Source organism: Streptomyces sp. NPDC058157 (assembly GCF_042884105.1).
Lineage (GTDB): Bacteria > Actinomycetota > Actinomycetes > Streptomycetales > Streptomycetaceae > Streptomyces.
Genome location: NZ_JBHVUQ010000007.1, coordinates 15,107 through 27,929, shown reverse-complemented (window position 1 = coordinate 27,929; position 12,823 = coordinate 15,107). Strand labels below are relative to the sequence as shown.

General features: G+C 70.7%; 13 protein-coding genes. 11 read left to right on the top strand and 2 right to left on the bottom strand.

From position 1 onward, the window contains the following. Window positions 1-57: 57 nt before the first annotated feature. Both ACFVXK_RS03355 and ACFVXK_RS03350 read right to left on the bottom strand, forming a co-directional pair. A complete protein-coding gene (locus ACFVXK_RS03355; protein WP_389609859.1) occupies window positions 58-312 on the bottom strand; it encodes a hypothetical protein in 255 nt (84 codons plus the stop codon). 173 nt (window positions 313-485) lie between these two features. Continuing rightward, window positions 486-1,346: a C40 family peptidase gene (locus tag ACFVXK_RS03350; RefSeq protein WP_389609858.1), complete on the bottom strand. Its 861-nt coding sequence runs from the start codon at window positions 1,344-1,346 to the stop codon at window positions 486-488. A gap of 738 nt (window positions 1,347-2,084) precedes the next feature. On the opposite strand from ACFVXK_RS03350, the gene ACFVXK_RS03345 reads away from it, so the two are divergent. The 11 genes from ACFVXK_RS03345 to nuoK are packed head-to-tail and all read left to right on the top strand — an operon-like array spanning window position 2,085 to window position 12,819. Then, on the top strand, window positions 2,085-2,444 hold the full coding sequence (locus ACFVXK_RS03345; protein WP_045946775.1) for an NADH-quinone oxidoreductase subunit A: 360 nt from the start codon (window positions 2,085-2,087) through the stop codon (window positions 2,442-2,444). A gap of 15 nt (window positions 2,445-2,459) precedes the next feature. Next, the gene (locus ACFVXK_RS03340; RefSeq protein ID WP_045946776.1) at window positions 2,460-3,014 is read left to right on the top strand and encodes an NADH-quinone oxidoreductase subunit B family protein; all 555 of its coding nucleotides are present in this window, start codon (window positions 2,460-2,462) and stop codon (window positions 3,012-3,014) included. Beyond that, window positions 3,011-3,742, top strand: coding sequence for an NADH-quinone oxidoreductase subunit C (locus ACFVXK_RS03335; RefSeq protein WP_389609857.1), 732 nt, complete (start codon window positions 3,011-3,013; stop codon window positions 3,740-3,742). The genes ACFVXK_RS03340 and ACFVXK_RS03335 overlap by 4 nt, the downstream gene beginning before the upstream one ends. After that, the gene (locus tag ACFVXK_RS03330; protein WP_389609856.1) at window positions 3,742-5,079 is read left to right on the top strand and encodes an NADH-quinone oxidoreductase subunit D; all 1,338 of its coding nucleotides are present in this window, start codon (window positions 3,742-3,744) and stop codon (window positions 5,077-5,079) included. Before ACFVXK_RS03335 ends, ACFVXK_RS03330 begins: the two co-directional genes overlap by 1 nt. Further along, window positions 5,076-5,831, top strand: coding sequence for an NADH-quinone oxidoreductase subunit NuoE (nuoE, locus tag ACFVXK_RS03325; protein ID WP_389609855.1), 756 nt, complete (start codon window positions 5,076-5,078; stop codon window positions 5,829-5,831). The genes ACFVXK_RS03330 and nuoE overlap by 4 nt, the downstream gene beginning before the upstream one ends. Further along, window positions 5,831-7,192 (top strand): NADH-quinone oxidoreductase subunit NuoF, encoded by a 1,362-nt coding sequence (gene nuoF / locus ACFVXK_RS03320; RefSeq protein WP_389609854.1) that lies wholly within the window; start codon window positions 5,831-5,833, stop codon window positions 7,190-7,192. The genes nuoE and nuoF overlap by 1 nt, the downstream gene beginning before the upstream one ends. Further along, window positions 7,189-9,699, top strand: a complete 2,511-nt coding sequence (locus ACFVXK_RS03315; RefSeq protein ID WP_389609853.1) for an NADH-quinone oxidoreductase subunit G — start codon at window positions 7,189-7,191, stop codon at window positions 9,697-9,699. The genes nuoF and ACFVXK_RS03315 overlap by 4 nt, the downstream gene beginning before the upstream one ends. Beyond that, on the top strand, window positions 9,696-11,081 hold the full coding sequence (gene nuoH / locus ACFVXK_RS03310) for an NADH-quinone oxidoreductase subunit NuoH (protein ID WP_389609852.1): 1,386 nt from the start codon (window positions 9,696-9,698) through the stop codon (window positions 11,079-11,081). The genes ACFVXK_RS03315 and nuoH overlap by 4 nt, the downstream gene beginning before the upstream one ends. A 3-nt stretch (window positions 11,082-11,084) precedes the next feature. Further along, window positions 11,085-11,705 carry an NADH-quinone oxidoreductase subunit NuoI gene (gene nuoI / locus ACFVXK_RS03305; protein ID WP_389609851.1) on the top strand — a complete coding sequence of 207 codons (621 nt, stop codon included), beginning with the start codon at window positions 11,085-11,087 and terminating at the stop codon, window positions 11,703-11,705. Further along, window positions 11,702-12,523 (top strand): NADH-quinone oxidoreductase subunit J, encoded by an 822-nt coding sequence (locus ACFVXK_RS03300; RefSeq protein ID WP_389609850.1) that lies wholly within the window; start codon window positions 11,702-11,704, stop codon window positions 12,521-12,523. Before nuoI ends, ACFVXK_RS03300 begins: the two co-directional genes overlap by 4 nt. Continuing rightward, window positions 12,520-12,819 carry an NADH-quinone oxidoreductase subunit NuoK gene (gene nuoK / locus ACFVXK_RS03295; protein WP_358899172.1) on the top strand — a complete coding sequence of 100 codons (300 nt, stop codon included), beginning with the start codon at window positions 12,520-12,522 and terminating at the stop codon, window positions 12,817-12,819. Before ACFVXK_RS03300 ends, nuoK begins: the two co-directional genes overlap by 4 nt. Window positions 12,820-12,823 lie beyond the last annotated feature (4 nt).

Here is a 12,823-nt window from a genome sequence, read left to right as displayed (position 1 = left end):
GGGCCGGTACGCGCCCTGAGAGCCCCCTGAGCCGCCCCCGGATCCCCGGCGGGCGGCTCAGCCGTCCCCGGGCTCCCGCGGGCCCTCCGGGGCCCCGTGGACGGTGCGGACGCAGTGGGTCAGCAGGCCGAGGCCCGCCAGCAGCAGCGCGCCGGAGACCGTCCAGCCCAGGCCCAGGGTGAGGGGGGTGCCGGGTTTGTGCCAGGGGCGGGCGGTGGTCAGCAGCCAGCCGCCCACCGCCAGCATGCCCAGACCGAGCGCGGCGGGGAGCGCGGTGTCGTTGCCGTGGTCCTCGCACGAGGTTCCGCTCACGGGATCACCAACTCCAGGAATCGCTACGGGCACACGGCTGTGCGTCCATCTTCGCAGCGCTTCGGGGGATTCCGCACGAGCCGTCCTGCGGGACGGGATTCCGGGTATGCCGAAGGTCCGGTACTCCGCCCCCGAGCAGGGGGGAGTACCGGACCTCGCGGAGACCGGGTGGGTCAGAGGACGCGGACGGCGCCGGTCGGCATGTCGTAGCTGAGCGGGCGCTCGACGATGCCGGTGCTGGGGTTCTGCGCGCCGACGAACTTGCCGCCGCCCACGTAGATGGCGACGTGGTAGGCGCTGCCCTTGGGGCCCCAGTACAGGATGTCGCCCGGCTGGAGGTTGCTCAGCGACACCGAGGTGCCGGCCAGGGACTGGTCCTGCGAGGTGCGGTCCAGGGAGATGCCGGCCTGGCGGTACGCGGCCTGCACGAGGCCCGAGCAGTCGTACGCGGAGGGGCCGGTGGCGCCCATCACGTACGCCTTGCCGACCTGGGCGTAGGCGAAGTCGATGATGGCCGCGGCGGAGCCGGTCGCGGAGGAGCGGCCGCTGCTGGAGCCGCCCTTGACGGTGGCACCGCTGCCGTCGTCGGAGGCGGAGGCGTTGGTCAGGGAGGAACGGCCGGAGCTGCGGCCCGCGCGCTCGGCGTCGGCCTTGCGGTCGGCCTCCTGCTTCGCCTTCTGCTCGGCGGCCTTGGTGGCGTCTTCCTTCGCCTGCTTCGCCTCGGCGGCGGCACCCGTACGGGCGCTCTCCTCCTGGGCGTTCAGCTCGCCGGTGACGGCGGCCTCGACGGCGGCGACGCGGGTGTTCTCGGCGGCCGTGTTGACGGCGTTGGAGACCTCGGTGCCGAGGTCCAGGCTGAGGACCGGCATCTCCAGCGTCGTCTCGGCCACGGGCTCGGTAGACGGGGACGCGCTCGCGGTGCCGGCCATGGCCAGGGTGCTGAGGACGCCACCGGCAACTCCGGCGCGGACCGCGAGCTTCGAGGCGCTGCGGCGGGGCTTCCGGTGGCTGGGTATGTGAGCGGTGTGGGACATGGGACAACCGCTATCAGGGGTGCAGGGTCACCTTCAAGAAACGTGGTCTGCGCCACAGTTGCGGGAAAAGCCCGGCAACCGGGCGCGCCGCGCCTCTTATTGACGCCGTAACGGACGTATCGGACAGGCCTTCGCAAGGCTGTGATCATGGGGTTTCAGCAATAAGTCCGAATTGATCCACCGCCTACCATCGACCCGCACAGATGGCCAAGCCTCCTTTTTGCGGGTCATGATCGACGTGACGCAGGTCACAGTTACCTGTCGCCGTGAGGGCGCTGTGGCCGGTCCGTGATCCGACCGTGAACTCGCCGTGCGGTTCGCGGGCCGCGCCGCCGCTCGTGAACGGATGCACATCCTCTGCGCGCCGTCCCGGCGCCGGGGCCGTCGTCCACTTCCGTATCGCCGGACCCCCCGCGCGGGGGAAGTGGATTCCTTTACCACCCCGACCGCCCAGCCGCCAATTTGCCTGTAGCGCCCAATTTTTGATAGTGCAAGGCCGCCCCTACCTGCGGTAACGAGGCCGGATGTCACGTTTGGTGATCATGTGGATGCCTTGCGTACGAAGATCACCACTCATCGGGCTTCATGATCGTTCGTCAGGTGGTGGAGATCACAAACTCGGTGTTGTTACCCGTGTCGCAGATCACAGACCGGCAGGCATAAGATGCGCACCAGTCTGGCTTGTGAACTGCCTCACATGCGACCAACGGTCAAGGACGACTGGAAGGAGCGAGGAGCGTGAATGCCTACGCACCCATCCTCGTGCTCGGCGCCATCGGCGCAGGGTTTGCGATCTTCTCCGTGGTCATGGCCACGCTGATCGGCCCAAAACGGTACAACCGGGCGAAGCTTGAAGCGTACGAGTGCGGCATCGAGCCCACCCCGATGCCCGCGGGCGGCGGTCGCTTCCCCATCAAGTACTACCTCACGGCGATGCTCTTCATCGTCTTCGACATCGAGATCGTCTTCCTCTACCCCTGGGCCGTCACCTTCGACTCCCTGGGGATCTTCGGGCTCGTCGAGATGCTGCTCTTCGTGCTCACCGTCTTCGTCGCCTACGCATACGTCTGGCGCCGCGGCGGCCTGGAATGGGACTGAGGGGCTGAATTTTCCATGGGACTGGAAGAGAAGCTGCCGAGCGGCTTCCTGCTGACCACCGTCGAACAGGCCGCGGGCTGGGTGCGCAAGGCATCCGTCTTCCCGGCCACCTTCGGCCTCGCCTGCTGCGCCATCGAGATGATGACCACCGGCGCCGGCCGCTACGACCTCGCCCGCTTCGGCATGGAGGTCTTCCGCGGCTCCCCGCGCCAGGCCGACCTGATGATCGTCGCGGGCCGGGTCAGCCAGAAGATGGCGCCGGTGCTGCGGCAGGTGTACGACCAGATGCCCGCCCCCAAGTGGGTCATCTCCATGGGCGTCTGCGCCTCCTCGGGCGGCATGTTCAACAACTACGCGATCGTCCAGGGCGTCGACCACATCGTCCCGGTGGACATCTACCTGCCCGGCTGCCCGCCCCGCCCCGAGATGCTCATGGACGCGATCCTCAAGCTCCACCAGAAGATCCAGGGCTCCAAGCTCGGCGTGAACCGGGAAGAGGCGGCGCGCGAGGCGGAGGAGGCGGCCCTCAAGGCCCTCCCCACCATCGAGATGAAGGGGCTCCTGCGGTGAGCGACGGACCCGCCGTGGAGAACGGCAACGGCAACAACGTCCCCGCCCCCCGGGCCGCCACCCCCGGCCCCGAGGTGATCGGCGTCCGCAAGGGCATGTTCGGCGCCAGGAACGGCGGCGACACCAGCGGCTACGGCGGCCTCGTGCGCACCGTGGCCCTGCCCGGCGCGAGCTCCCGCCCCTACGGGTCGTACTTCGACGAGGTCGCCGACGAGCTCGAAGGCGCCCTGGAGGAGCAGGACCTGCTCCCGGAGAACGCGATCGAGAAGGTCGTCGTCGACCGCGGCGAGCTGACCCTGCACATCGCCCGCGAACACCTGGTGCGGGTGGCCTCCACCCTGCGCGACGACCCGGCCCTGCGCTTCGAACTGTGCACCGGCGTCTCCGGCGTGCACTTCCCCGACGACAAGGGCCGCGAGCTGCACGCCGTCTACCACCTGCGCTCCCTCACCCACGGCCGGATCCTCCGGCTGGAGGTGTCGGTGCCCGACGGCGACCCGCACCTCCCCTCGCTCGTCGCGGTCTACCCGACCAACGACTGGCACGAGCGCGAGGCGTACGACTTCTTCGGCCTGGTCTTCGACGGCCACCCCGCCCTCACGCGGATCATGATGCCGGACGACTGGCAGGGCTTCCCGCAGCGCAAGGACTACCCGCTCGGCGGCATCCCCATCGAGTACAAGGGCGCCCAGATCCCGGCTCCCGACCAGCGGAGGTCGTACAGCTGATGTCGAACACCCCCAACGCCGCCGACCACGCGGCCTCCCGCGAAACCACCGAAGGCACCGTCTACACCGTCACCGGCGGCGACTGGGACGAGATCGTCCAGTCCGCGGCCAAGGCGGACGACGAGCGCATCGTCGTCAACATGGGCCCCCAGCACCCCTCCACCCACGGGGTGCTCCGCCTGATCCTGGAGATCGACGGCGAGACGGTCACCGAGGCCCGCTGCGGCATCGGCTACCTGCACACCGGCATCGAGAAGAACCTCGAATTCCGCAACTGGACGCAGGGCACCACCTTCGTCACGCGCATGGACTACCTGACGCCGTTCTTCAACGAGACGGCGTACTGCCTCGGCGTCGAGAAGCTCCTCGGCATCACCGACCAGATCCCCGACCGCGCCACCGTGATCCGCGTCCTGCTGATGGAGCTCAACCGGCTCTCCTCCCACCTGGTGTGCATCGCCACCGGCGGCATGGAGCTGGGCGCGACCACGATCATGATCTACGGCTTCCGGGACCGCGAGCTGATCCTCGACGTCTTCGAGCTGATCACCGGCCTGCGCATGAACCACGCCTTCGTCCGCCCCGGCGGCCTCGCCCAGGACCTGCCCCCCGGCGCGGTCGACCAGCTGCGCGAGTTCGTCAAGACGATGAAGAAGAACCTGCCGGAGTACGACAAGCTCGCCACCGGCAACCCCATCTTCAAGGCCCGCATGCAGGACGTCGGCTACCTCGACCTGGCCGGCTGCATGGCCCTCGGCGCCACAGGACCGATCCTGCGCTCCGCCGGCCTGCCCCACGACCTGCGCAAGACCGACCCCTACTGCGGCTACGAGGGCTACGAGTTCGACGTCCCCACCACCGAGAGCTGCGACTCCTACGGGCGGTTCCTGATCCGCCTGGAGGAGATGCGCCAGTCGCTGCGGATCGTCGAGCAGTGCCTGGACCGGCTGGAGCCCGGCCCGGTCATGGTCGCCGACAAGAAGATCGCCTGGCCGGCGCAGCTCGCCATGGGCCCCGACGGCCTCGGCAACTCCCTCGACCACATCAAGAACATCATGGGCACCTCCATGGAGGCCCTCATCCACCACTTCAAGCTGGTGACCGAGGGCTTCCGCGTCCCCGCCGGGCAGGCCTACGCGGCCGTCGAGTCCCCCAAGGGCGAACTCGGCGTCCACGTGGTCTCCGACGGCGGCACCCGCCCCTACCGGGTCCACTTCCGCGACCCGTCCTTCACCAACCTGCAGGCCATGGCGGCGATGTGCGAAGGCGGCCAGGTCGCCGACGTCATCGTCGCCGTCGCCTCCATCGACCCCGTGATGGGAGGCGTCGACCGATGACGGCCGATGCAGTGAACACGGGCATCAGCCTCGGGATGCCGCAGCTCCCCGCCCCCGACTTCCCCGCCGAGGTGCGCGCCCGGCTGGAAGCGGACGCGCAGGAGGTCATCGCCCGCTACCCCGACAGCCGCTCCGCGCTGCTGCCGCTGCTGCACCTGACGCAGTCCGAGGAGGGCTACGTCTCCCGCACCGGCATCCGCTTCTGCGCCGAGGTCCTCGGCCTGACCACCGCCGAGGTCACCGCGGTCGCCACCTTCTACACGATGTACCGGCGGGGGCCCTCCGGCGACTACCAGGTCGGGGTCTGCACCAACACCCTGTGCGCGGTGATGGGCGGCGACGCCATCTTCGCCGAGCTCCAGGAGCACCTCGGGGTCGGCAACAACGAGACCACCCCCGACGGCAAGGTCACGCTGGAGCACATCGAGTGCAACGCGGCCTGCGACTACGCCCCCGTGGTGATGGTCAACTGGGAGTTCTTCGACAACCAGACCCCCGACTCCGCCAAGGCCCTCGTCGACGACCTGCGGGCCGGCCGCCCGGTCGAGCCGACCCGGGGCGCGCCGCTGTGCACGTACAAGGACACCGCCCGGATCCTCGCGGGCTTCCCCGACGAGCGCGAGGGCGCGGTGGAGGCGAGCGGCGGCGCGGGCCCCGCCTCCCTGATCGGCCTGCGCATCGCCCGCGGCGAGACCCCGCACGCCCCGGTCGTCCGCCCGCGCGCCGAGACCGGTACCGAGGGAGGGGAGTGATGTCGGTGTCGACCGAACTCGAAAAGAACGGAAGCCCCGAGAAGCTGCTCGCGCCCGTCCTGTCGGCCTTCTGGGACGAGCCGGAGTCCTGGACGCTGGCGACCTACCGGCGCCACGAGGGCTACGAGGGCCTGCGCAAGGCGCTCGCGATGACCCCGGACGAGGTGATCGCCTACGTCAAGGACTCGGGCCTGCGCGGACGCGGCGGAGCCGGCTTCCCCACCGGGATGAAATGGCAGTTCATCCCGCAGGGCGACGGCAAGCCGCACTACCTCGTCGTGAACGCGGACGAGTCGGAGCCGGGAACCTGCAAGGACATCCCCCTCCTCTTCGCCAACCCGCACTCCCTCGTCGAGGGAATGATCATCGCCTGCTACGCGATCCGCTCCGAGCACGCCTTCATCTACCTGCGCGGTGAGACCGTCCCCGTGCTGCGGAGGCTGCACGAGGCCGTGCGCGAGGCGTACGCGGCCGGATACCTCGGCAAGGACATCGACGGCAGCGGACGCAACCTCGACATCACGGTGCACGCGGGCGCGGGCGCGTACATCTGCGGCGAGGAGACGGCACTGCTCGACTCCCTCGAAGGCCGGCGCGGTCAGCCCCGGCTGCGTCCCCCCTTCCCCGCGGTCGAGGGCCTCTACGCCTGCCCCACTGTCGTGAACAACGTCGAGTCCATCGCCTCGGTTCCCGCGATCCTCAACAAGGGCAAGGACTGGTTCAAGGCGATGGGGACGGAGAAGTCCCCCGGCTTCACCCTCTACTCCCTCTCCGGGCACGTCGCCGGCCCCGGCCAGTACGAGGCCCCGCTCGGCATCACCCTGCGCCAGCTCCTCGACATGAGCGGCGGCATGCGCCCCGGGCACCGGCTGAAGTTCTGGACCCCCGGCGGCTCCTCCACGCCCATGTTCACCGAGGAGCACCTCGACGTCCCGCTCGACTACGAGGGCGTCGGCGCGGCCGGCTCCATGCTCGGCACCAAGGCCCTGCAGTGCTTCGACGAGACCACCTGCGTGGTGCGCGCCGTCACCCGCTGGACCGAGTTCTACGCCCACGAGTCCTGCGGCAAGTGCACCCCCTGCCGCGAGGGCACGTACTGGCTCGTCCAGCTGCTGCGCGACATCGAGGCCGGCAAGGGCGTCATGTCCGACCTCGACAAGCTCAACGACATCGCCGACAACATCAACGGCAAGTCCTTCTGCGCGCTCGGCGACGGCGCGGCCAGCCCGATCTTCTCCTCGCTGAAGTACTTCCGCGCGGAGTACGAGCAGCACATCACCGGGAAGGGCTGTCCCTTCGACCACCGGAAGTCGACCCTGTGGGCCGACGGTCCGGCCAAGAACTCCGAGGTGAACGCATGACCGTCGCCACCAGTGCGCCCGCCGGGGGCGGCGAGGCCGCCAAGCCGGGCCGGGACGCCGAGAACATGGTCACGCTGACCATCGACGGCGCCGAACTGTCCGTGCCCAAGGGGACCCTCGTGATCCGGGCCGCCGAACAGCTCGGCATCGAGATCCCCCGGTTCTGCGACCACCCCCTCCTCTCCCCGGCCGGCGCCTGCCGCCAGTGCATCGTCGAGGTCGAGGGCCAGCGCAAGCCGATGGCCTCCTGCACCATCACCTGCACCGACGGCATGGTCGTCAAGACGCAGCTGACCTCCGAGGCCGCCGACAAGGCCCAGCGCGGGGTGATGGAGCTGCTGCTCATCAACCACCCGCTGGACTGCCCCGTCTGCGACAAGGGCGGCGAGTGCCCCCTGCAGAACCAGGCGATGTCGCACGGCAACGCCGAGTCCCGCTTCGAGGGCCGCAAGCGGACGTACGAGAAGCCCGTCGCCATCTCCCCCCAGGTGCTGCTGGACCGGGAGCGGTGCGTGCTGTGCGCGCGCTGCACCCGCTTCTCCAACGAGATCGCCGGCGACCCGATGATCGAGCTGCTGGAACGCGGCGCGCTCCAGCAGGTCGGCACCGGCGAGGGCGACCCGTTCGAGTCCTACTTCTCCGGCAACACCATCCAGATCTGCCCCGTCGGCGCCCTCACCTCGGCCGCCTACCGGTTCCGCTCCCGCCCGTTCGACCTCGTCTCCTCCCCGAGCGTGTGCGAGCACTGCGCGGGCGGCTGCGCGACCCGGACCGACCACCGGCGCGGGAAGGTGCTGCGCCGCCTCGCCGCCGAGGACCCCGAGGTCAACGAGGAGTGGATCTGCGACAAGGGCCGCTTCGGGTTCCGCTACGCGCAGCGCCCGGACCGGCTGACCACCCCGCTGGTGCGCGGGGCCGACGGGGTCCTCGCCCCGGCGAGCTGGCCCGAGGCCCTGGAGGCCGCGGCCGCCGGGCTCACCGCCGCGCGCGGCCGCGCCGGGGTCCTGACGGGCGGCCGGCTGACCGTCGAGGACGCCTACGCGTACGCCAAGTTCGCCCGGGTGGTCCTCGACACCAACGACATCGACTTCCGGGCCCGCGCGCACAGCGCGGAGGAGGCCGAGTTCCTGGCCGCCTCCGTCGCCGGCACCGGCAAGGACCTCGACGGCACGGGCGTCACCTACGCCTCCCTGGAGGCCGCCCCGGCCGTCCTGCTCGTCGGCATCGAGGCCGAGGAGGAGGCCCCCGGGGTCTTCCTGCGGCTGCGCAAGGCCCACCGCAAGCGCGGCCAGAAGGCCTACGCCCTCGCACCGTTCGCCACCCGGGGCCTGACCAAGGCGGGCGGCACCCTGCTGGCCGCCGCCCCCGGCACCGAACCCGAGTGGCTGGACGCCCTCGCCTCCCGCACCGGCCTGGAGGCGGGTGGCGCCGAGGCGGCCGAGGCCCTGCGCAGGCCCGGGGCGGTCCTCGTCGTCGGGGAGCGGCTCGCCGGGGTGCCCGGCGCGCTGAGCGCCGCCGTACGGGCGGCCACCGCGACCGGGGCCCGGCTGGTGTGGATCCCGCGCCGGGCCGGGGAGCGGGCCGCGATCGAGGCGGGCGCGCTGCCGTCCCTGCTGCCGGGCGGACGCCCGGCCACCGACCCGCGGGCCCGCGACGAGGTCGCCACCGCCTGGGGGCTGGAGGCGCTGCCGCACCGCTACGGCCGCGACACCGGCCAGATCGTCGAGGCCGCGGCCACCCGCGAGCTGGGCGCGCTGCTGGTCGCGGGCGTGGAGGTCGCCGACCTGCCGGACCCGCGGCGGGCGCGGACCGCGCTGGAGGAGGCCTTCGTGGTCTCCCTGGAGCTGCGGCCCGGCGAGGTCACCGACCACGCGGACGTGGTCCTGCCGGTGGCCGCCGTCGCCGAGAAGGCGGGCACCTTCGTCAACTGGGAGGGCCGCGTCCGGCCGTTCGAGGCCGCCCTCAAGCCCGACCAGATGACCCGCCGGCTCGCCCCGGCCGACGCCCGCGTGCTGCACATGCTGGCCGACGCCGCCGACCGGCCGATCGCCCTGCCCGACGTGCACGCCGTACGCCGGGAGCTGGAGCGGCTCGGCCCCTGGGAGGGCGACCTGGCCCCCGAGCGGTCCACCGCCCCGGAGCCGCTGCCCCGGCCCGGCGCGGGCGAGGCCGTACTCGCCGGCCACCGCCTGCTGCTGGACCTGGGCCGGCTCCAGGAGGGCGACGAGGCCCTGGCCGGGACCCGGCACGAGGCCTCGGCCCGCCTCTCGGCCGCCACGGCCGCCGAGACCGGCGTCAAGGACGGCGACCTCCTCGCCGTCACCGGCCCGGCCGGCTCGGTGGAACTCCCGCTGCGGATCACCGAGATGCCCGACCGGGTCGTGTGGCTCCCCCTGAACTCCACCGGCTCCGGCGTCCTCGCCGACACCGGCGCCCTGCCCGGCACCCTCGTCCGCATCGGACCGGCGCCGGCCCCGGCCGCCCCCGCCAAGGAGGTGCGAGCGTGAGCAGCCTCGCCCACATCGCGGCGCAGCAGCCGCACGTCCTCGCCGCCGAGGACCTGTCCCTGTTCGGCAGGGACGTCTGGTGGCTCGTCCTGCTGAAGGCGGTGTTCTGCTTCGCCTTCCTGATGGTGACCGTGCTGTTCTCCATCGTGTGGGAGCGCAAGGTCGTCGCCTGGATGCAGCTGCGCATCGGCCCCAACCGGCACGGGCCCTGGGGCCTGCTCCAGTCGCTCGCCGACGGCGTGAAGCTGATGCTGAAGGAAGACGTCGTCGTCAAGCGGGCCGACAAGGTGGTGTACGTCCTGGCGCCGATCATCGCGGCGATCCCGGCGTTCATGGCCATCGCGGTCATCCCGTTCGGCCCGTCCGGCAACGAGGTCTCGATCTTCGGGCAGCGCACCACGATGCAGCTGACCGACCTGCCGATCGCGATGCTGTACGTCCTGGCCGTGGCCTCGGTCGGCATCTACGGCATCGTCCTCGCCGGCTGGTCCTCGGGCTCGACCTACCCGCTCCTCGGCGGCCTGCGCTCCTGCGCGCAGATGATCTCGTACGAGATCGCGATGGGCGCGGCCTTCGCCTCGGTGTTCCTCTACTCCGGGTCGATGTCGACCTCGGCGATCGTGGAGGCGCAGGCGGACCGCTGGTACATCGTGCTGCTGCCGGTGTCCTTCATCATCTACGTGATCACGATGGTCGGCGAGACCAACCGCGCCCCCTTCGACATGCCGGAGTCCGAGGGCGACCTCGTCGGCGGCTTCAACACCGAGTACTCCTCCATCAAGTTCGCGCTGTTCATGCTGGCCGAGTACGTCAACATGGTCACCGTCTCCGCCGTCTCGGTCACCCTCTTCCTGGGCGGCTGGCGGGCCCCGGCGCCGATCTCCACCTACTGGGCGGGCGCGAACCACGGCTGGTGGCCGATGCTCTGGTTCGTCATCAAGGTGCAGCTGCTGCTGTTCTTCTTCATCTGGCTGCGCGGCACCCTGCCCCGCGTGCGCTACGACCAGCTGATGAAGCTCGGCTGGAAGGTGCTGATCCCCGTCTCGGTGGTCTGGCTGATGCTGGTCGCCACCGTCCGGGCGCTGCGCAACGAGCGCTACGACTTCTCGGAGATCGTGCTCTACGTCGGCGGGGCCGTCGTGGCCATCCTGCTGCTGACCTCCGTCGCCGACCACTTCCGCGACAAGCGCGAGAAGACGGCCGCCGAACGGGCCGGGAAGGCCGCGGCCGCCGAGCCCTTCGACCCGATGGCGGGCGGCTTCCCCGTACCGCCCAAGCCCGGCCAGCACCTGGCACCCGTACCGCGCAGGCGGCCCCGCGCCGAGCGGGAGCTGATTGTCAGTGGCGGGACGAATACTGACAGTGACCGAGAGGAGGGTTGAGACGTGTCTGACGAGAAGTCCGAAAAGTGGCAGAACCCGGTGGCCGGCTTCGGCGTGACCTTCAAGGCCATGTTCAAGAAGCGCCTCACCGAGCAGTACCCGGAGCAGGAGAAGACGACCGCTCCGCGGTTCCACGGAAGGCACCAGCTCAACCGGCACCCCGACGGTCTGGAGAAGTGCATCGGGTGCGAGCTGTGCGCCTGGGCCTGCCCCGCCGACGCGATCTACGTGGAGGGCGCGGACAACACCGAGGAGGAGCGCTACTCCCCGGGTGAGCGCTACGGGCGCGTCTACCAGATCAACTACGCCCGCTGCATCCTGTGCGGGCTGTGCATCGAGGCCTGCCCGACCCGGGCGCTGACGATGACGAACGAGTTCGAACTGGCCGACTCCAGCCGAGAGTCGCTGATCTACACCAAGGAGCAGCTGCTCGCCGGGCTGACCGAGGGCATGGTCGACAGCCCGCATTCGATCTTCCCGGGCATGGACGAGCAGGACTACTACCGGGGCCTGGTCAAGGGCGCCGCTCCCGGCACCGAGCGGCAGGTGGCGGTCTCCAAGGGCGAGGTCCCGGCCGCGGACGGCGCCGGGAACGGCGCGGCCGCCGAGGGGGTCGGAGCATGAACGCCTTCGCGGCCGCCGCCACCACGACCTCCACCGGCGAGGCCCTCCAGTTCTGGGTGCTGGGCACCGTCGCCGTCATCGGCGCGCTCTGCACGATCCTGATGAAGAAGGCCGTGCACAGCGCCCTGTGCCTGGCCGGGACGATGATCATCCTCGCGGTGTTCTACCTGGCCAACGGGGCCTACTTCCTGGGCGTGGTCCAGGTCGTCGTCTACACCGGCGCCATCATGATGCTGTTCCTCTTCGTGGTCATGCTCGTCGGCGTCACGGCGGCGGACTCCCTGAAGGAGACCATCAAGGGCCAGCGCTGGCTGGCCGCCCTGTGCGGGCTCGGCTTCGGCATCCTGCTGATCGCCGGCCTCGCCAACGCCAAGCTGACCCACTTCAACGGCCTCGGCCGGGTCAACTCCGCGGGCCACGTCGAGGGCCTGGCCCAGCTGATCTTCACCCGTTACATCTTCGCCTTCGAGATCACCGGCGCCCTGCTCATCACGGCGGCCGTCGGCGCGATGGTCCTCACGCACCGCGAGCGCACCGAGCGGGCCGCCACCCAGCGCGAGCTCGCCGAGAAGCGCGTCCGCGAGGGCGTCCAGGTCCCGCCGCTCCCGGCCCCCGGCGTCTACGCCCGGCACAACGCCGTGGACGTCGCCGGCCTGCTGCCCGACGGGACCCCGTCCGAGCTGACCGTCAGCAAGACGCTGCGCGCCCGCGGCCAGATCCGCGACGTGTCCACCGAGGCCCTCGACGACCTCAAGGCGCTGGAGCAGCGCTCCGCGGAGCGCCTCGGCCGCGACTCCCGTGAGGAGGCCTCGAAGTGAATCCGGTCAACTACCTCTACCTGGCCGCCCTGCTGTTCACCATCGGCGCGGCAGGCGTCCTCATCCGGCGCAACGCCATCGTGCTGTTCATGTGCGTCGAGCTGATGCTCAACGCCTGCAACCTCGCGTTCGTGGCCTTCTCCCGGATGCACGGCAACCTCGACGGCCAGGTCATCGCGTTCTTCACGATGGTCGTCGCCGCCGCGGAGGTCGTGGTGGGCCTCGCGATCATCGTGTCGCTGTTCCGTACCCGCCACTCGGCCTCGGTCGACGACGCCAGCCTGATGAAGCTGTAAGGGG